The sequence below is a fragment of the Aliiroseovarius sp. genome, from assembly GCF_030148435.1.
GTDB lineage: Bacteria > Pseudomonadota > Alphaproteobacteria > Rhodobacterales > Rhodobacteraceae > JASBTN01.
The window spans coordinates 1-16,243 of the sequence record NZ_JASBTN010000082.1 but is presented as its reverse complement, the minus strand read 5'-3'; the positions used below and the strand labels follow the sequence as shown (position 1 = coordinate 16,243).

General features: G+C 62.8%; 15 protein-coding genes. 4 read left to right on the top strand and 11 right to left on the bottom strand.

Annotated features, from left to right (window positions below):
* Positions 1 to 194 precede the first annotated feature (194 nt).
* The 9 genes from Q1V43_RS15915 to Q1V43_RS15875 form a co-directional block, all read right to left on the bottom strand.
* Positions 195 to 938, bottom strand: coding sequence for a LuxR family transcriptional regulator (locus Q1V43_RS15915; RefSeq protein ID WP_300520172.1), 744 nt, complete (start codon positions 936 to 938; stop codon positions 195 to 197).
* Positions 928 to 1,389, bottom strand: a complete 462-nt coding sequence (aroQ, locus tag Q1V43_RS15910; RefSeq protein ID WP_300520170.1) for a type II 3-dehydroquinate dehydratase — start codon at positions 1,387 to 1,389, stop codon at positions 928 to 930. The genes Q1V43_RS15915 and aroQ overlap by 11 nt, the downstream gene beginning before the upstream one ends.
* A 306-nt stretch (positions 1,390 to 1,695) precedes the next feature.
* The gene (gene phoB / locus Q1V43_RS15905; protein WP_300520168.1) at positions 1,696 to 2,385 is read right to left on the bottom strand and encodes a phosphate regulon transcriptional regulator PhoB; all 690 of its coding nucleotides are present in this window, start codon (positions 2,383 to 2,385) and stop codon (positions 1,696 to 1,698) included.
* A gap of 1 nt (position 2,386) precedes the next feature.
* Positions 2,387 to 3,124, bottom strand: coding sequence for a phosphate signaling complex protein PhoU (gene phoU, locus Q1V43_RS15900; RefSeq protein ID WP_300520166.1), 738 nt, complete (start codon positions 3,122 to 3,124; stop codon positions 2,387 to 2,389).
* 19 nt (positions 3,125 to 3,143) lie between these two features.
* Entirely contained in the window at positions 3,144 to 3,941 is a 798-nt protein-coding gene (gene pstB, locus Q1V43_RS15895) for a phosphate ABC transporter ATP-binding protein PstB (RefSeq protein WP_300520163.1), read from the bottom strand.
* Positions 3,942 to 3,953: 12 nt separating this feature from the next.
* Positions 3,954 to 5,285: a phosphate ABC transporter permease PstA gene (gene pstA / locus Q1V43_RS15890; RefSeq protein ID WP_300520160.1), complete on the bottom strand. Its 1,332-nt coding sequence runs from the start codon at positions 5,283 to 5,285 to the stop codon at positions 3,954 to 3,956.
* Positions 5,282 to 6,748: a phosphate ABC transporter permease subunit PstC gene (gene pstC / locus Q1V43_RS15885; protein ID WP_300520157.1), complete on the bottom strand. Its 1,467-nt coding sequence runs from the start codon at positions 6,746 to 6,748 to the stop codon at positions 5,282 to 5,284. The genes pstA and pstC overlap by 4 nt, the downstream gene beginning before the upstream one ends.
* A 69-nt stretch (positions 6,749 to 6,817) precedes the next feature.
* On the bottom strand, positions 6,818 to 7,846 hold the full coding sequence (locus Q1V43_RS15880) for a substrate-binding domain-containing protein (protein ID WP_300520154.1): 1,029 nt from the start codon (positions 7,844 to 7,846) through the stop codon (positions 6,818 to 6,820).
* A gap of 231 nt (positions 7,847 to 8,077) precedes the next feature.
* On the bottom strand, positions 8,078 to 9,127 hold the full coding sequence (locus Q1V43_RS15875; protein ID WP_300520151.1) for an ATP-binding protein: 1,050 nt from the start codon (positions 9,125 to 9,127) through the stop codon (positions 8,078 to 8,080).
* A gap of 242 nt (positions 9,128 to 9,369) precedes the next feature.
* Between Q1V43_RS15875 and Q1V43_RS15870 the strand changes: the two genes are divergently transcribed.
* On the top strand, positions 9,370 to 9,756 hold the full coding sequence (locus Q1V43_RS15870) for a hypothetical protein (RefSeq protein ID WP_300520149.1): 387 nt from the start codon (positions 9,370 to 9,372) through the stop codon (positions 9,754 to 9,756).
* Between the two features lie 46 nt (positions 9,757 to 9,802).
* Here Q1V43_RS15870 and Q1V43_RS15865 read toward each other — a convergent pair whose 3' ends face one another.
* Positions 9,803 to 10,942 (bottom strand): DUF6456 domain-containing protein, encoded by a 1,140-nt coding sequence (locus Q1V43_RS15865; protein WP_300520146.1) that lies wholly within the window; start codon positions 10,940 to 10,942, stop codon positions 9,803 to 9,805.
* A gap of 255 nt (positions 10,943 to 11,197) precedes the next feature.
* Here Q1V43_RS15865 and Q1V43_RS15860 point away from each other — a divergent pair, with 255 nt between their 5' ends.
* Entirely contained in the window at positions 11,198 to 11,491 is a 294-nt protein-coding gene (locus Q1V43_RS15860) for a DUF6477 family protein (RefSeq protein ID WP_300520144.1), read from the top strand.
* Positions 11,492 to 11,571: 80 nt separating this feature from the next.
* Here Q1V43_RS15860 and Q1V43_RS15855 read toward each other — a convergent pair whose 3' ends face one another.
* Positions 11,572 to 13,116 (bottom strand): trimethylamine methyltransferase family protein, encoded by a 1,545-nt coding sequence (locus tag Q1V43_RS15855; protein ID WP_300520142.1) that lies wholly within the window; start codon positions 13,114 to 13,116, stop codon positions 11,572 to 11,574.
* A 266-nt stretch (positions 13,117 to 13,382) separates the two neighbouring features.
* Between Q1V43_RS15855 and Q1V43_RS15850 the strand changes: the two genes are divergently transcribed.
* Together Q1V43_RS15850 and guaA are read left to right on the top strand one after the other, a co-directional pair.
* Positions 13,383 to 14,648, top strand: coding sequence for an outer membrane protein transport protein (locus Q1V43_RS15850; protein ID WP_300520140.1), 1,266 nt, complete (start codon positions 13,383 to 13,385; stop codon positions 14,646 to 14,648).
* 84 nt (positions 14,649 to 14,732) lie between these two features.
* Positions 14,733 to 16,243 (top strand): glutamine-hydrolyzing GMP synthase (gene guaA, locus Q1V43_RS15845; RefSeq protein ID WP_300520137.1); only part of this gene is annotated, 1,511 nt, incomplete at its 3' end.

Sequence of the window (16,243 nt, the reverse complement as noted above, 5' to 3'; positions counted from 1 at the left end):
TGAAATATGCCTTCTTGCACGTGTTTAGGAAAGTAAGGATTACCTTACCTCCTACCTTGCGCCCCGTGCTGAAACTGGTGGATTGCCACCATTTCCTCTTGCTGTCACGGCAGGAAAACCGGCGTGACCCGCTGAGAACGGCAGACTTTGAATGCAGCCTGTCCGTGTTGCCGCCGACAGGGCGTACCGCCCGGTCAGAACGTGTATATCTGATTCAGGAAAGTGGCCTTCAGCACTGCCTGCGCGGTGGTCTCGACGCCCAGTTTCTCGCGCGCGAGCCGAAGGTGTTTTTCAACTGTCGCAGTCTTGACGCCAAGGATTGTCGCAATGTCCTGGTTGGTCTTGCCATCGCCGATCCACTCCAGCACTTCGCGTTGCCGGTCAGACAGGCGCGGCATGACCTTGTCATGGGGCAGGGAGAGGATCTTGAGGTGAACGACATTGTTCATCGCTTCGATCTCGCGCCCATGGTGATCCCAGATCCGGTCGATTTCCCCCTGCTCGGCGCCTGCGGGGCCGGCCAGTGAAATCACGCCCTTGGCACGTGTGGTCCCCTCGGCAAAACAGATGGTGTAACCGGCCGTTACCCCGAATTCCCTGTTCACCTCCAGGACCGCGCGTTCAGCCGCTGTCAGGTCGTCCATGATCGATCGGACATAGCTCCAGCTGCAGGACCCGGTACAGTCCCGCGCCCAGCGGATCATCGGGGCGTGGGCATAAAGCCCATCCTCGATGAAGCGCTTGAAATAGCCCGGATCATGGTTTGACAGAAACAGGCTGTCCTCACGCGGACCCGTGGGGGAATTCGGCGTGGTGTAATGCGTGTTGCCGTAGATCAGCCGCGGAAAGCCGTATTCAGCCATGGTCCGGCAATGCAGATCCCAGACCTCTTCCAGGTTGTGGCTTTCATAGACCGCTTTAAGAAAGTCAAGCAACATCCTGATTTTCCTGAAGAACCTTCAAGTGGCCCAGCATGGCTCGGATCGCCAGAGGATAGCTGTCAGGCCCGAAGCCACAGATCTGGCCAACCGCAACACTTGCGATATAGCTCTTGTTCCGGAACGGTTCACGGGCATGAATATTCGACAGGTGCACCTCAACCACCGGGATTTCGGCGGAAGAAATTGCGTCCATCAACGCGATCGACGTGTGTGTATAGGCGCCGGCATTCAGGATGATCCCGTCGTGCAACCCGCGCGCCGCGTGGATGGCATCGATCAGCACGCCCTCGTGGTTCGATTGAACACAATCGACCCGCGCACCGAGTTCGTCGGCCACCTGGCGGCAGGTTTCTTCAATCTCGGCCAGAGTCGTGTGGCCGTATACTTCGGGCTGACGCTGACCTAGAAGGTTCAGGTTCGGCCCATTCAAAACGAGCAGTGACGCCATTGGTAAGTCCCTTGTTCCCATGCTCAGTTTACCCTTGTTGCTTAGGGAGTGTCGAGCGCGAAACAAACGGAAAAGGCGATGAAACTGGGGAATTGATCACAAATAGGTTGCATTCGAACATATCCCGCTGCACCGAAGGCCGGACGCAAGTTCCGGACAGAGCGACGATCGACTTTTGAGGCCGGCAGTCTCCCTAATAATTACCATATTATTGATTATGCGAATAACGTCGCAACGACCCTTGAGCTCACAGCGGATCCGACACCAGAATGTATGTTCGCGTGAGTGATCTGCCCGGCCGTCCTGTCAGCCAAGCGCGTAGCCCGTGCCCCGCACGGTGCGCAGCGGATCGGCTCCACCGTGTTTGCACAGGGCCTTGCGCAACCGTCCGACATGCACGTCGACCGTGCGCGTATCGACATAGATGTCCCGGCCCCAGACCCGGTCAAGCAGCTGTTCGCGGGACCAGACGCGGCCCGGTTTCTCCATCAACGTCGAGAGCAGCCGGAACTCGGTCGGGCCCAGTTTGATCGCCTCGCCCCCACGTGTCACCCGGTGGCTTTCACTGTCCAGCACGATGTCCTCGTACTCAAGGCGCTGGCCGACGGCGGCCGGACGGGTGCGCCGGAGCTGGGCGCGGACCCGCGCCATCAGCTCGCTGACGGAATAGGGTTTGACCACGTAGTCATCCGCCCCTGTTTCCAACCCGCGGACACGGTCCAGTTCCTCGGAGCGGGCCGAGAGCATGATCACCGGGATCGCACGGGTTTCCCTGCGGGTCTTTATCCGCCGGCAGATCTCGATGCCCGAAACACCCGGCAGCATCCAGTCCAGCAGGATCAGGTCGGGCATGACCTCCTCGATCAGGATCATAGCCTCGTCGCCGGTTTCGGCCATTACCACCTCAAAGCCTTCCGAGGCCAGGTTGTAGCGCAGGACTTCGCGTTGTGCGGGCTCGTCCTCGACCAGCAGAACGGTGGGCGTTTCGGCGCTCATCTCAATCGTCCATATCCACGACACCGGCCTGCGCGGACGGGTCATAATTGGCCCGTGTGGCCTTGGGGCGTGCTTCCTCCGGCATTTCTCCGGACACCAGGTAGATCACCTGATCGGCAATCGCGGTCACATGGTCGCCCATGCGCTCGATGTTCTTGGCAATGAAATGCAGGTGCATGCAGGCCGAGATGTTGCGCGGGTTCTCCATCATGAAGGTCAGGAATTCGCGAAACAGCGCATTGTACATCTGGTCGACTTCCAGATCGCGCTGGCGCACGTCATGGGCCATGTCCAGATCGCGGCGCATATAGGCGTCCAGCGCGTCCGACAGCATCAACTGGACCTCCTTGGCCATGCGGCGAATGGCGCCCCCTGCCCCGTCGATCGGCTCCATGTGGACAAGGACCGAGGTTCGCTTGGCCATGTTCTTGGCATAGTCGCCGACCCGTTCAAGGTTGCCGGCGATCTTCATCACCGTCAGCACCGTGCGAAGGTCCGAGGCAATCGGCTGGCGCAGCGCCAGAAGCCGGGCGCTTTCCTCGTTGATCTGCTCTTCCAGCGCGTCGATTACCTTGTCGGCGCGGCGCACCTGTTCGGCCAGTTCCTCGTCGCGATTCTTCAGCGAGTTGGCGCCATTGCGGATCGCGTCCTCGACCAGCCCGCCCATTTTCATCACATGGGCCTGGATCGCCTCAAGGTCGCGGTCGAAGGCGGATGCGATATGCTGTTCGTCTATCATGTTCCTGTGCTCTCCTGCCTCAGCCGATCCGGCCGGTGATATAGCTTTCGGTGCGCGGATCCACCGGGTTGGTGAAGATCTGCGAGGTTTCGCCGAACTCGACCAGGTTGCCCAGGTGGAAGAAAGCCGTTTTCTGGCTGACCCGCGCGGCCTGTTGCATCGAGTGGGTGACGATCACCACCGAGAAATTCTGACGCAGCTCGTCGATCAGCTCCTCGACCTGCGCGGTGGCGATCGGGTCGAGCGCCGAGCAGGGTTCGTCCATCAGCAGAACCTCGGGCTCGGTCGCCACGGCACGGGCGATGCAGAGGCGCTGCTGCTGGCCGCCCGACAACCCGGTGCCGGGTGCGTCCAGCCGGTCCTTGACCTCGTCCCAGATCGCGCCGCGGCGCAGAGATTTCTCAACGATTTCATCCAGTTCCGCCTTGTTTCTGGCCAGGCCATGGATGCGCGGACCATAGGCCACGTTGTCATAGATCGACTTGGGGAACGGGTTGGGTTTCTGGAACACCATGCCCACCTTTGCGCGCAGCTGCACCGGGTCGACGCGCTTGTCATAGATATCCTCGCCATCCAGCAGGATATCGCCCTTGATCCTGCAGATGTCGATCGTGTCGTTCATGCGATTGAGGCAGCGCAGGAAGGTCGACTTGCCACAGCCCGAAGGTCCGATGAAGGCGGTCACGGTCTTGTCCTCGATCTCGACATTCACGTCCTTGATCGCGTGGTTCTCGCCGTAATAGACCTGCACGTCCTTGGCCGAAATCTTGATGTCGTGCATGGTGGCTGCCCTTTCGATCTTGCTCATTTGGGTCATGTATTGGGCTCCTTACCAGCGTCGCTCGAACCTGCGGCGCAGGATCACGGCGATGATGTTCATGGTCATGAGGAACACGAGCAGGATGATGATACCGCCCCAGGCGCGTTCGTAATAGGCGGGATCGGCCCGCTTGGCCCATTCGTAGATCTGGGCGGGCATGGCGGAATTCGGCGACAGGAAGCCCTCGACGATGCCGCCGGGGTAGTTCGAGGCGATATAGCCGACCATGCCGATCAGCAGAAGCGGCGCGGTTTCCCCCAGGGCCTGCGCAAGCCCGATGATGGTGCCGGTCAGGATGCCGGGCATGGCCAGCGGCAGCACGTGGTGGAATACGGTCTGCATTTTCGAGGCCCCGACCCCCAGAGCCGCCTCGCGGATCGACGGGGGCACCGACTTCAACGAGGCGCGGGTCGAGATGATGATCGTCGGCAGGGTCATCAGCGTCAGCACCAACCCACCGACCAGCGGGGCCGATTGCGGCAGGTGGGCGAACTGGATGAATACGGCCAGGCCCAGGATGCCGAATACGATCGAAGGCACCGCCGCAAGGTTCGAGATATTCACCTCGATCAGGTCGGTGAACCAGTTCTGGCGGGCAAATTCCTCAAGATAGATCGACGCCGCGACCCCGATCGGCAGTGACAGCGCCAGCACCACCAGCATCATGAAGAAGCTGCCCAGCATCGAGACACCGATCCCGGCCTGTTCCGGGCGGCTTTCCGAGGCGTCCGCGCCGGTGATGAAGCCGGGGTTGAAGCGTTTGGCGACAACACCGGCCTCGCGCAGACCATCCACCATCTCAAGGTGCGCGGGTGTCAGGTTCTTGTCGCGCGCCAGGCTCTCGCGGGTCACGCGGCCCTTGAAGTAGCCGTCGACGCGGGAGCTGGCGAGCAGCCGGAAAGTGACGGTCTCGCCGATCCTGTCGGGGTTGGCCAGCACGAACTGTCGCACCTGGTTGGCGGCCCCGGCGCTCAGCAGTTTGCGCAGATCCTTGCCCTTGGTGAACGGGTTTTCGACCCCGGCCCCTTCGGTGGCGCGCTTGATCGCGGCGTCCAGAAGCGGGTTGTAGCCGAAGGTCGTTACCTTGGCCATTTGCGCCGGATCACGGTTGCCGCTCTTGTCGAGCTTGGCTTCCAGAAGCTCCACGTCGAGCGTGATGAAGGTCTGCTGGAAGGCGCCGACCCCCTTGAACAGGATCGACCCCAGAAGCAGCACCAGGAACACCAGCCCGATCGCAATGGCGGCTAAGCCATAGGCGCGAAAGCGCTTTTCGGCGGCGTTGCGGCGCCGGGTATGCGCATCTGTGGTCAGAAGCGAGGATTTCACGGCGGGATCGCTCATTCGTATTGCTCCCGGTATTTGCGCACGATGTACAGCGCGAGGACATTGAGGCCGAGGGTCAGGATGAACAGGGTCATGCCAAGGGCAAAGGCCACCAGCGCCTCGGGCGAGGCGAAATCGCTGTCGCCGGTCAGCTGGCTGACGATCTTGGCTGTGACGGTGGTCATGGCGGCAAACGGGTTCAGGTCCAGCCGCGCCGCCGCCCCTGCCCCCATCACCACGATCATGGTTTCCCCGATGGCGCGCGAGGCCGCCAGCAGGATCGCGCCGACAATGCCCGGCAGGGCGGCGGGCAGCACCACCTGGCGCACGGTTTCGCTCTGTGTCGCGCCCAGCCCGTAGGACCCGTCGCGCATCGTCTGCGGCACCGCGTTGATGATGTCGTCGGACAGGGACGAGACGAAGGGGATCAGCATGACGCCCATCACCAGACCGGCGGTCATCACCGACCGCGTGCCCTGCATCCAGCCCAGCCCGTCGGCGCCAAAGACGCTGACCAGCATCGGGCCGACGATGGTCAGGGCAAAAAGGCCGTAGACGATGGTGGGGATCCCGGCCAGCACCTCCAGCAGGGGTTTCGCGAACCCGCGGGTCGTGCGGCTGGCGTATTCCGACAGGTAGACCGCCGCAAAAAGGCCGATTGGCACGGCGACGACCAGCGCCACCAGCGAGATATAGATCGTGCCCCAGAGCAGCGGCAGGATGCCCAGGTGTTCCGACCCGCCCCGCCCTTCCGGGCTCCAGGTCGTGCCGAACAGGAAATCGCCCGCCGGGAACAGGCTGAAGAAGTTGATCGTGTTGAAGATCAGCGACAGGACGATACCCAGCGTGGTCAGAATGGCGATCGAAGCCGCGCCGATCAGCAGGATCAGGATGCCACTTTCCACCAGGTTGCGCGCCCTGAGCGTGGCCTGCGTCATGCGCACGGCGACCAGAAAGCCGCCCAGCCCGGCGGCCAGAACGATCGCGGTCATGATCCAGTTGCCGGTCGCGGTCATCACCCGCATCTTCTGCGCGGCGGCAAGAACCTCGGGCGCGACCTCGCTGCCCAGGGCCACGCCGACACCGCCCAGCAACGCGCGCAGATCGGTGGTTTGCGTGTTCAGGACAGTGGCCTCGGAGGCGCTCAGAACGCCCTGCGCGACAGCCAGGTCCAGACCTTCGGCAACCCGGCGCACGTCGGACATGATCAGGTTCAGAGCACCTTCATCCTGGTAATACGTCTGTGGGATCACACCCGAGGCACTGGCGTCGATCACCATCGGCTGCGCCACGGCCCAGAGCCCCAGAACCAGAACCGCCGGCACGAAGGCCAGCATCGCGACGTTGAAGCCGTAGTAGTTGGGCAGGGAGTGCAGTTTGCGCAGGTCGCCCCCGACACTGGCCAGGGCGCGGTTGCGGCCAAGCAAGAACCCCAGCCCGGCAAGGGCGAGAAGAATGATCAGAAGCCAGGAAGCTGACATGAGTGTCTCACTTGGTCAAAGTCGAGAAAGGGGGGGACGGCGCGGCGGTGCCGCGCCGTCCGGATCATTTTACTTGGTCCGTTCCGCCGCGACGGCATCCTGCGTGACGGCCAGCTCCGGATCCGACACCAGGCCGTATTCGGCCAGCGGGCCATCGGGGCCGGCGATCTCGTCGGCGACAAAGAACTCGGCATATTCCTTCAGGCCGGGGATTACACCGATATGCGCGGCCTTGATGTAGAAATACAGCGGACGCGAGACCGGGTATTCGCCGGTGGCGATGGTCTCGGTCGAGGGGGTCACGCCCGACATGGTGGCAACCTGCAATTTGTCGGTGTTGTTTTCATAGAAAGCCAGGCCGAAGACGCCGATCCCGTCCCTGTTGGCTTCGATCGAGGCCAGGGTCTCGGTATAATCGCCGTCGATGTCGACCGAAATGCCGTCGGTACGCAGGGCGATACAGGCTTTCTCGGCGGCTTTCTCGTCGCCGCCGTTCGCGGCCATGATCGCGTCGAAGGCGCCGGTGGCTTCGCAGCCGGCCAAAATCACCTTGTCCTCGAACACTTCGCGGGTGCCGTGCTTTGTGCCCGGAACGAAAGCGGCCAGCGACTGCGCCGGGAAGGCCGGGTTCACGTCGGCCCAGGTCTTGTTCGGGTTGTTGGCCAGGTTGCCGTCCACCAGCACCTTGTCCGACAGGGCCAGGAACCAGTCCGAGGGGGTGAATTCAAAGGTCTGGCCGTTGATGTCCGAGGCAAAGACGATGCCGTCATAGCCGATCCGCACCTCGATGATGTCGGTCACGCCGTTATCGGCGCAGGCGGCGATTTCGGTCTCCTTGATGGCGCGCGAGGCGTTGGCCACGTCGATGGTGTTCTCGCCGACCCCTTCGCAAAAGCGTTTCAGCCCGGCCGATGAGCCGCCCGATTCCACGACGGGGGTCGGGAAGTCGAAGTTTTCGCCGAAGGCTTCGGCGACGATCGAGGCATAGGGCAGCACGGTCGAGGACCCGGCAACCTGCACCTGTTCACGGGCTTGGGCGGCGGTGGCGGAAACGGCAGCTATGCCCAGGGCAGCGGCGGTCAGTTTCACGAAGGACATGGGTATCTCCTGATTGGGTGGCATGATCGTCGTCGTGACGATCTGTGCGTCGCGTCCTAGGGGGCTTGGCCAAAGCTTTTGTGTAAGTTTTGTAACAGGCGTATGACAAACGACCTTCGAGCCTGAAAATGGCGGCCAGAAGGTGGGTCAGGTGCCGCGCGGAACAAAGGGCGGGCCGCATTCATGCCCGCTGCGCCACGGCTTCGCGCGGCGTGTGGGGCGCCCCGGCCCTCAGGAAAGGCGCGCGGGGCCCAGTGGCAGGGACACCGTGAATCGGCTGCCCTGCCCCGGTTCCGAGGTGATCCGCAACCGGCCACGATGGCGGTTGACGATATGTTTGACGATGGCCAGGCCCAACCCGGTGCCCCCCACGCCGCGCGACCGGTGGCTGTCGACGCGGTAGAACCTTTCGGTGAGCCTGGCGAGATGGTGCAGGCTGATGCCCTCGCCCTCGTCGGCGACCTCGATTGTCACGCCGGGGCCGCGCAGGGCCGCAAGGTTGTCGTGGCGGGTCAGGGTGATCGTGACGGTTCCGCCTTCGGCGCCGTACTTGATCGCGTTTTCGACCAGATTGGTAAAGACCTGGGTCAGCTGGTCGGCATCCCCCTGCAGGTCGATGGCTGTGTTGCAACCCACGGTCCGCAACCGTCCCCCCCGCCCCTCGGCCAGCGGCTCCAGGCCCATGGCGACCGAGGTCACAATCCGTGCCACGTCCACATGATCGGTCGGACGCATGCGTTCAACATCCTCGACCCGGCTGAGGCTGAGCAGATCCTGCACCAGCCGGTTCATCCGCGCCGCCTCGCGCTCCATGATGTCCAGAAACCGATCGCGGGCCTCGGGATCATCGCGGGCCGGGCCGCGCAGGGTTTCGATGAAACCGGACAGGGCAGTCAGGGGGGTGCGCAGTTCGTGGCTGACATTCGCGACGAAATCGGACCGCATCTGCCCGGCTTCTTCGTGTGGGGTTATGTCTTCGAAAGTGACCAGCAGCCCATCCTCCCGGGGGAGACGGGTGATGGTGGCCAGGAAAACCAGCTCGCGCCCGGCCTCCTGGCCCAGGTATCGAGCGGTGGTCGGCGCCTCTCCCGGTGTGCGTGATTGTGCGGCCTCGATCGCTTCCAGCAACGCCGGTTGACGCAGCGCCGTGATATAGTGGCGTCCGACCAGACCGTCCCCCAACAGCCGGGAGGCGGGGGCATTCAGCGCCCCGATCCGGGCGTCGCGCCGGATGTAAACCTGCGGCACCGGCACCGACTGCACGAAATCTGCGGGTGTCATCAGAGGGTCTCCTGCGGGCTGGTCGGCCCAATCGCGAATCCGGCGCAGTTTCCGGCAGGACACCCGCGCTGTAAACCCCACCGATTCAATGAGTTTTTGCCTAAAAGGGGAATTGCAAACCGAATTACTCTTCTTATAATTGTGCGAAATATAAGTTGCGACTCATGGACAAGTGCGGCCCGTTCGGCCCGATCCGAAACCAGCCGAGAAATGGTAAGTCTGTGCGGTTGCCCATGCGAAATTTGACGAATATCGAAGACACGGCTGAAGATCGGCGTGAGGATCAGCCGGTTATCCTGGCAGTCGGCGAAATGTCCGGCTGGGGTGGCGCCAGTGACGGCCTGCCGCTCGACAGTGCCATTACTTTCATCGAGTTTCGCGAGCTGAGCGCCGAGCTGCTGGACCGGCTGGGCCCGGATATCATTCTGTCCCCGCTTCTCTGTTCCAGCTTCGACTGCATGGATCTGGCGCAGGTGCTGGACGGATTCGGGTTCCGGGGCCGTTACCGCGCGATGAGCGCGCAGGTGCCCCAACCGGAGTTGATCCGCCGCGAGGTTCATGCCTGCTGCCCGAGGCTGGATTTCGACCTCGTCAACGTCGACGTGGCGCGCAAGGTGACATTGAACTGAGCCCCCGCCACCGGGCGGGGACAGCGGATTACGGGTTTTCCGGGGCTTACCAGATCAGGTCGTGATCATCGCCCGCCAGTGCCGCGTAGTGGCGGTTCAGGTATTGCAGCGCGACCCGCAGCATGAACTTGCCTGAACGCTGCGGCATCTGAAGCTCGTGCTCGACCTGTTCCATGCCATGTTCCTGGCAGCAGACACGCAACAACATGTCACCAAGCTCCGGCTGAACCGCCGCCATCGCCGAATCGAATCGGGTCCTGGCATCCATGCGCCGGTCCGCACGCGAGGCGCCGGGCGCGGAGCCGCCCTGCCCGCCCATCACCCCGTCCCAGTCGAAACCGCCCGAGACATCCACCCCTGCCATTTCGAAATCGCGCTGCAGCCTTTCTCCCGCCGCGACCAGCTCGGAGGAGAGGTAAGAGCGGCCGGTCTTCTGATCCTTGCGGCGGGCCAGAACGCGCAGGGGGCTTTCCATGCCCACGGTCTGACCACGCCGGCGCGGGGTTTCCAGGCTGGACTGATGGCCGCGACCAAAGAACCCGGTGGCCACGCGGGCCGGTTGGGCGTGGTCAAAGCCGGCGGGCATTTCGGCAAAACCGAGCGCGGCGCTTTCATCTTCGGCCATGAAGCGGTTCAGGACCACGCGCCCGGCCGGTGCAATGCGATAGCGTGCGACGCGCCCTCCGTTGTCGCCGACGATCCATTCCCTGATCGCCATGACCTGCGCCACGGCGCGGTCGCATTTGGCGCGGATCACCGGGCGGCCATCTTCTGCTTCGACCACCACGACGGCGGTGTTCACGTTCGGGGTGACGGCCATGACCGCCCCCTCCTCAAGAAGGGCGCGCAACACCCGGGTGGCGTCGCGCCTCAGCACACGTGCGTCGGGCTGCCGGTCTTTCGTCAGGCGTTCATCCTTGCCGGGTACAGGGGATGTCTCCCCTGTCATATGGCTGCGGCGCAAACGTCCGAGGTCGGTCAGCATGCTGTCCACCAGCGGGTCGTCGCGTCGCTTTTCCGTCTTCTGAATCTGTCGGGACACGGTTGACGGAGCACAGCCTTCCTGGCGCGCCAGGGCGCGGATTGTTTGACCGCCCTCAACATGGTCCAGATACAACCGGACCGATTCCGGCAGCCAGCACGGATCTTCCCCACCGCCTTTTCCGTTCGACATTTCGCGCGTCATGTTTGCCCCCGTGTTGCCTTGCTTCTTTGTCCCCTTGAAACAAGGCTTTCCGATACGAACAACCCAAGGTTGCAGGCGGTCCTCAAAGCCTACTCATGAATTGGTTACTGGAAAGTTAACTGTTTCTCGTGGGAATTCAGTTTTGTTTCGATTTCATAAACAATTGCGAAAGGCACCGTACGGTTGCGCCGCAAAACGCAACACCCGTGTTGGTTGTGTCACTACTCAGGGCGACTCACCAAAAGGAGCCCGAACATGACCGACATCACATCCCTGCTCGCCAACCTGCGCCGCCCCCGTCTGCTGATCCGTGCCGCGCGGTTCGGCCTGACCGACTACAACCGCGACCGCGACCTGAAACGGGTCATGAAGGTTCCCCGCGCACCTTCGCCCGCCAAAGCCGTGGACGGGTTGATCGAGACCGAGGCCCGGATGGAGGCCACGCGAAAAGCGGGCGATGCCAGTTATTCGGTCGCGCGCCATGTCGAGGTCCTGATCGCGCTGATGGCCGAGGCCCGCCTGTTGCCGCGCCAGAACCGACCGGTCTGATCGGCGCGGGGACAACACGGCACAAGGGCCGCCGGATTGCCCCGGCGGCCCCTGCCTACAAGGTCCGTAAGTTTCGCGCTTTACGAGAAAGCGTCGGGCATGCTGTCTTTCTTTCTGGCAACGAAGTCGGCCAGGCCTTCGGCAATGGCCGGATCCATCGCCGGCTGCTGATAGTCCGCCAGCAGCTTCGCCACCCGTTCCGAGGCAAGCTGCATGGTGTCCCTGCCGCCTTCCTCTTCCCAGGTCTCGAAGGGCTTGTAGTCCAGCAACTCGGACCGCCAGAAGCTCTGCTTGAAATTTGCCTGGGTGTGGGCACAGCCAAGGTAGTGGCCGCCGGGGCCCACTTCGCGGATCGCATCCATCGCCTGGCCGTTCTCATCAGCCATGACACCCTTTGCCAGGTGGTGCAGCGTGCCCAGCTGGTCGGCGTCCATGACGAATTTCTCGAAGGACGAGACCAGCCCGCCTTCCAGCCAACCGGCCGAATGCAGCATGAAGTTCACGCCCGACAGCAGACCCGCGTTCAGCGAGTTGGCGGTTTCATAGGCCGCCTGGGCATCGGGCAGTTTCGAACCGTTGAACGAGCCCGCCGAGCGGTAGGGCAGACCCAGCCGGCGGAACAGCTGACCGCAGCCATACGTGACCTGGCTCGCTTCCGGCGTGCCGAAGGTTGGCGCGCCCGAGTTCATGTCGATCGAGCTTACGAAAGTGCCTGCGATGACCGGCGCGCCCTTGCGGATGAGCTGCGAGTAGGCCACGCCCGCCAGCACCTCGGCCAGCACCTGGGTCAGCGTACCGGCAACCGACACCGGCGCCATGGCGCCACCGACGATGAAGGGTGAGATGATGGCGGCCTGGTTGTTCTCGGCGAAGACCTCCAGCGCGCCCATCATCACGTCGTCATATTGCATCGGCGAGTTGATGTTGATGAGCGAGGTCATCACGGTGTTTTCCTGAACGAAGTCCTGACCGAACAGGATACCGGCCATGTCGACCGAATCCTGGGCGCGTTCGGGCGCCGTCACGGACCCCATGAAGGGCTTGTCCGAAAGCGTCATGTGGGCGTGCAGCATGTCCAGGTGACGCTTGTTCACCGGCACGTCGGTGGGTTCGCAGACCGTGCCGCCCGAGTGGTGCAGCCACTTGGACATATAGCCCAGTTTCACGAATTTGCGGAAATCCTCCATCGTGGCGTAGCGGCGGCCTCCGTCAATGTCGCGCACGAAGGGCGGGCCGTAGACCGGGGCCAGCACCAGGTTGTTGCCGCCGATGACCACGTTGCGTTCCGGGTTGCGGGCGTGCTGGGTGAACTGGCCGGGGGCCGTCTTGCACAGCTCGCGGGCCAGGCCTCGGGGAATGCGCACACGTTCGCCCTCGACATCGGCGCCCGCTTCGCGCCAGCGGTCCAGCGCCTTGGGGTTGTCGACGAAATTGACGCCGACCTCTTCCAGCACGGTCTCGGCGTTATATTCGATGATCTCGATTGCTTCCTGGTTCAGGATTTCGAGATTGGGGATGTTGCGCTCGATATACTTGGCGCATTCGATCTTGACGGCGGTGCGTTCGGCGCGGCGTGCAGCGCCCCCGCCCCCACGTGCCCTGCGGCGTGTTCTTTCTTCAGCCATAGGTCCATCCTCTGTGCGTATTCCTGTTCCGTGTAGTGATAGCCTGACACCCATCGGGAATCCCGCCGGGAACGGCCATTGAGTGGCAAAAACGACATTCCCGGAGACCGCAAAACAACATGCGCCTTCGTCTCTGCCGCAGCGCAGAGAGAGTTTTTCTAGGTAAATAGCAATATTCGACTATTCTGATTCACAGTTGGGTGCCATGGAAGGACCGAGCGGCAAGCAGTCGGCAGGCAGGCGCCCTTTGGAATTGGGAGGGATCTGTGAAAAACACCAAACACCACTCATGTGGTATGGCGGCCGTCGTGATTGCCCTGGGAAGTGCCATGGGGACCGGTCCTGCCGAAGCCACCAACGGCTATTTTGCAAACGGCTACAACCCGCAGCAAAAAGGACTGGCCGGCGCCGGCACCGCGATTGATACCGGGATAATGGGGATGGCCGTGAACCCGGCCCTCGGGTTTGGCAACGCCAACGCGGCCGAGGCCTGCATTTCCGCCTTTTCGCCGGACCGTGATGTCACCATTGCGCCCGGCGGCCCGTTGACGCCGGGCACTCACCGATCGAACAACCAGTTTTTCCCGATCCCTTGTGGCGGTGCGAACTGGCAGCTGAACGACCGCACCACCCTTGGCTTTGTCGTCTATGGCAACGGGGGAATGAACACCGAATACGACACGAACTTCTTTGCGGGGTTCGGTGCGGGTTCCAGCCCGCTTGGGGTTGACCTGATGCAGCTTTTCATCAGCCCGACCCTGTCCTATTCGGTCGATGAGGCGCTGACGGTCGGGGTCGCGCCGGTCTTTGCCGTGCAGGGGTTCCGCGCCTACGGGCTCGAAGCCTTCGCGGGGCTGTCCTCGAACCCGGCGGCCGTCACCAACAACGGCACGGACTGGAGCTATGGCGCGGGGATCAACCTCGGTTTGGTATGGTCGCCCAATGAAAACCTTACCTTTGGCGCCGCCTACCGCTCTCGGATTTTCATGACCGAGTTCGATGACTATGCCGGGTTGTTCGCCGAACAGGGCGATTTCGACATTCCGGCACAGGCCACCCTGGGCGTGGCTTTCAAGGTGTCACCCGATCTGACGCTCACCGCCGAGTATCAACACATCTGGTATGGGTCGATTGACGCGATCGCCAATCCGCAGACGGCTGGCGGGTTCCCTCTGGGCGGCAATACGGGGGCCGGTTTCGGCTGGAAGGACATGGACGTGTTCCGCGTCGGCGCGCAATACCGGGCAAGTGACCAGTTGACCCTCAGGGGGGGCGTCTCCTACGCGACCGAGTTTACCGACCCGTCCGAAGTCATCTTCAACACCCTCGCCCCGGCAACGCCCCGGTGGCATGTCGGCGTGGGCGCGACCTGGAACATGGATGCGAACCGGAGCCTGTCGGTCTCCTACACGCGTACATTCAGCCAGTCTCTGACCGGATCGAATCCGGTCATGACCGGCGGAGCGGTTCAGCCGGCCACCCTGCGCATGGATCAGCACGAGCTGGCCTTTGGCATGGCCTGGGCCTGGTAAACACGACCGTAAACTGACGAAGGGCGCCCCCATGTGGGGCGTCCCCCCTTGCACTGTCTGCGCCCCTGCCCTATTGCGCAGAACATGACCCAGACATCGCACGACCGCCTTCTCATCATCGACTTCGGTAGCCAGGTCACGCAGCTCATTGCGCGCCGCCTGCGTGAGCTGAACGTCTATTGTGAAATCCACCCCTATCAGAACGTCACCGCCGCGTTCATCCGCGAGATGGGCCCGAAGGCCGTGATCCTGTCCGGGGGCCCCGATTCAGTGACCCGCGAGGGCAGCCCGCGCGCGCCGCAGGAGCTGTTCGAGATGGGCCTGCCGATCCTGGGCATCTGCTATGGCCAGCAGGTGATGATGACCCAGCTTGGCGGCCGCGTCGAAAGCGGCCACGGCACCGCCGAATTCGGGCGCGCCTATGTCACCCCCCAGGGCGAGCATATCGACCTTCTGCGCGGCTGGTTCCTGGACGGCGACGAGCAGGTCTGGATGTCCCACGGCGACCACGTGTCGGAAATTGCCCCCGGGTTCGAGGTCTACGGCACCTCGCCCAACGCGCCCTTCGCGATCACTGCGGACATGGAGCGTCACTTTTACGCCGTGCAATTCCACCCGGAGGTGCACCACACTCCGAACGGGGCCACGCTCTATGAGAACTTCGTCAAGATTGCCGGCTTTGCAGGCGACTGGACCATGGGCGCCTACCGCGAGGAAATGATCCGCAAGATCCGCGAACAGGTCGGCGACAAGAAGGTCATCTGTGGCCTGTCCGGCGGGGTCGACAGCTCGGTCGCCGCCGTGCTGATCCATGAAGCGATCGGCGACCAGTTGACCTGTGTTTTCGTCGATCATGGTCTACTGCGCAAGAACGAGGCGCAGGAAGTCGTCTCGATGTTCCGCGAGCATTACAACCTGCCCCTGATCCACGCCGATGAAAGCGACCTGTTCCTGGGCGAACTGGACGGCCAGTCCGACCCGGAAACCAAGCGCAAGATCATCGGCAAGCTGTTCATCGACGTGTTCCAGAAACACGCGGACACGATCGAAGGTGCCGAATTCCTGGCCCAGGGCACGCTCTACCCGGACGTGATTGAATCGGTGTCGTTCAGCGGCGGCCCCTCGGTCACGATCAAGTCGCACCATAACGTGGGCGGGTTGCCGGAAAAGATGGGGCTGAAACTGGTCGAACCGCTGCGCGAACTGTTCAAGGACGAGGTGCGCGCCCTGGGGCACGAACTGGGCCTGCCCGCCAGCTTCATCGGCCGTCACCCCTTCCCGGGGCCGGGCCTGGCCATTCGCTGCCCGGGCGAGATTACCCGCGAGAAACTGGACATCCTGCGCGAGGCGGATGCGGTCTATATCGACCAGATCCGCAAGCACGGGCTCTATGACGAGATCTGGCAGGCCTTCGTCGCGATCCTGCCGGTGCGCACCGTGGGCGTGATGGGTGACGGGCGCACCTATGACTACGCCTGTGCGCTGCGCGCGGTCACATCTGTCGACGGCATGACCGCCGATTACTACCCGTTCAGCCACGAGTTCCTGGGCGAAACCGCCACGCGGATCATCAACGAAGTCAAGGGCATCAACCG

Bases quoted from the DNA above. Each gene is read 5' to 3' on its own strand.
- Q1V43_RS15915 (WP_300520172.1), bottom strand. From the start codon at position 938: ATGTTGCTTGACTTTCTTAAAGCGGTCTATGAAAGCCACAACCTGGAA.
- Q1V43_RS15860 (WP_300520144.1), top strand. From the start codon at position 11,198: ATGACCGACATCACATCCCTGCTCGCCAACCTGCGCCGCCCCCGTCTG.
- Q1V43_RS15855 (WP_300520142.1), bottom strand. From the start codon at position 13,116: ATGGCTGAAGAAAGAACACGCCGCAGGGCACGTGGGGGCGGGGGCGCT.
- pstB (WP_300520163.1), bottom strand. From the start codon at position 3,941: ATGACCCAAATGAGCAAGATCGAAAGGGCAGCCACCATGCACGACATC.
- aroQ (WP_300520170.1), bottom strand. From the start codon at position 1,389: ATGGCGTCACTGCTCGTTTTGAATGGGCCGAACCTGAACCTTCTAGGT.
- phoU (WP_300520166.1), bottom strand. From the start codon at position 3,124: ATGATAGACGAACAGCATATCGCATCCGCCTTCGACCGCGACCTTGAG.
- pstC (WP_300520157.1), bottom strand. From the start codon at position 6,748: ATGTCAGCTTCCTGGCTTCTGATCATTCTTCTCGCCCTTGCCGGGCTG.
- pstA (WP_300520160.1), bottom strand. From the start codon at position 5,285: ATGAGCGATCCCGCCGTGAAATCCTCGCTTCTGACCACAGATGCGCAT.
- Q1V43_RS15875 (WP_300520151.1), bottom strand. From the start codon at position 9,127: ATGACACCCGCAGATTTCGTGCAGTCGGTGCCGGTGCCGCAGGTTTAC.
- Q1V43_RS15880 (WP_300520154.1), bottom strand. From the start codon at position 7,846: ATGTCCTTCGTGAAACTGACCGCCGCTGCCCTGGGCATAGCTGCCGTT.
- phoB (WP_300520168.1), bottom strand. From the start codon at position 2,385: ATGAGCGCCGAAACGCCCACCGTTCTGCTGGTCGAGGACGAGCCCGCA.
- Q1V43_RS15865 (WP_300520146.1), bottom strand. From the start codon at position 10,942: ATGACGCGCGAAATGTCGAACGGAAAAGGCGGTGGGGAAGATCCGTGC.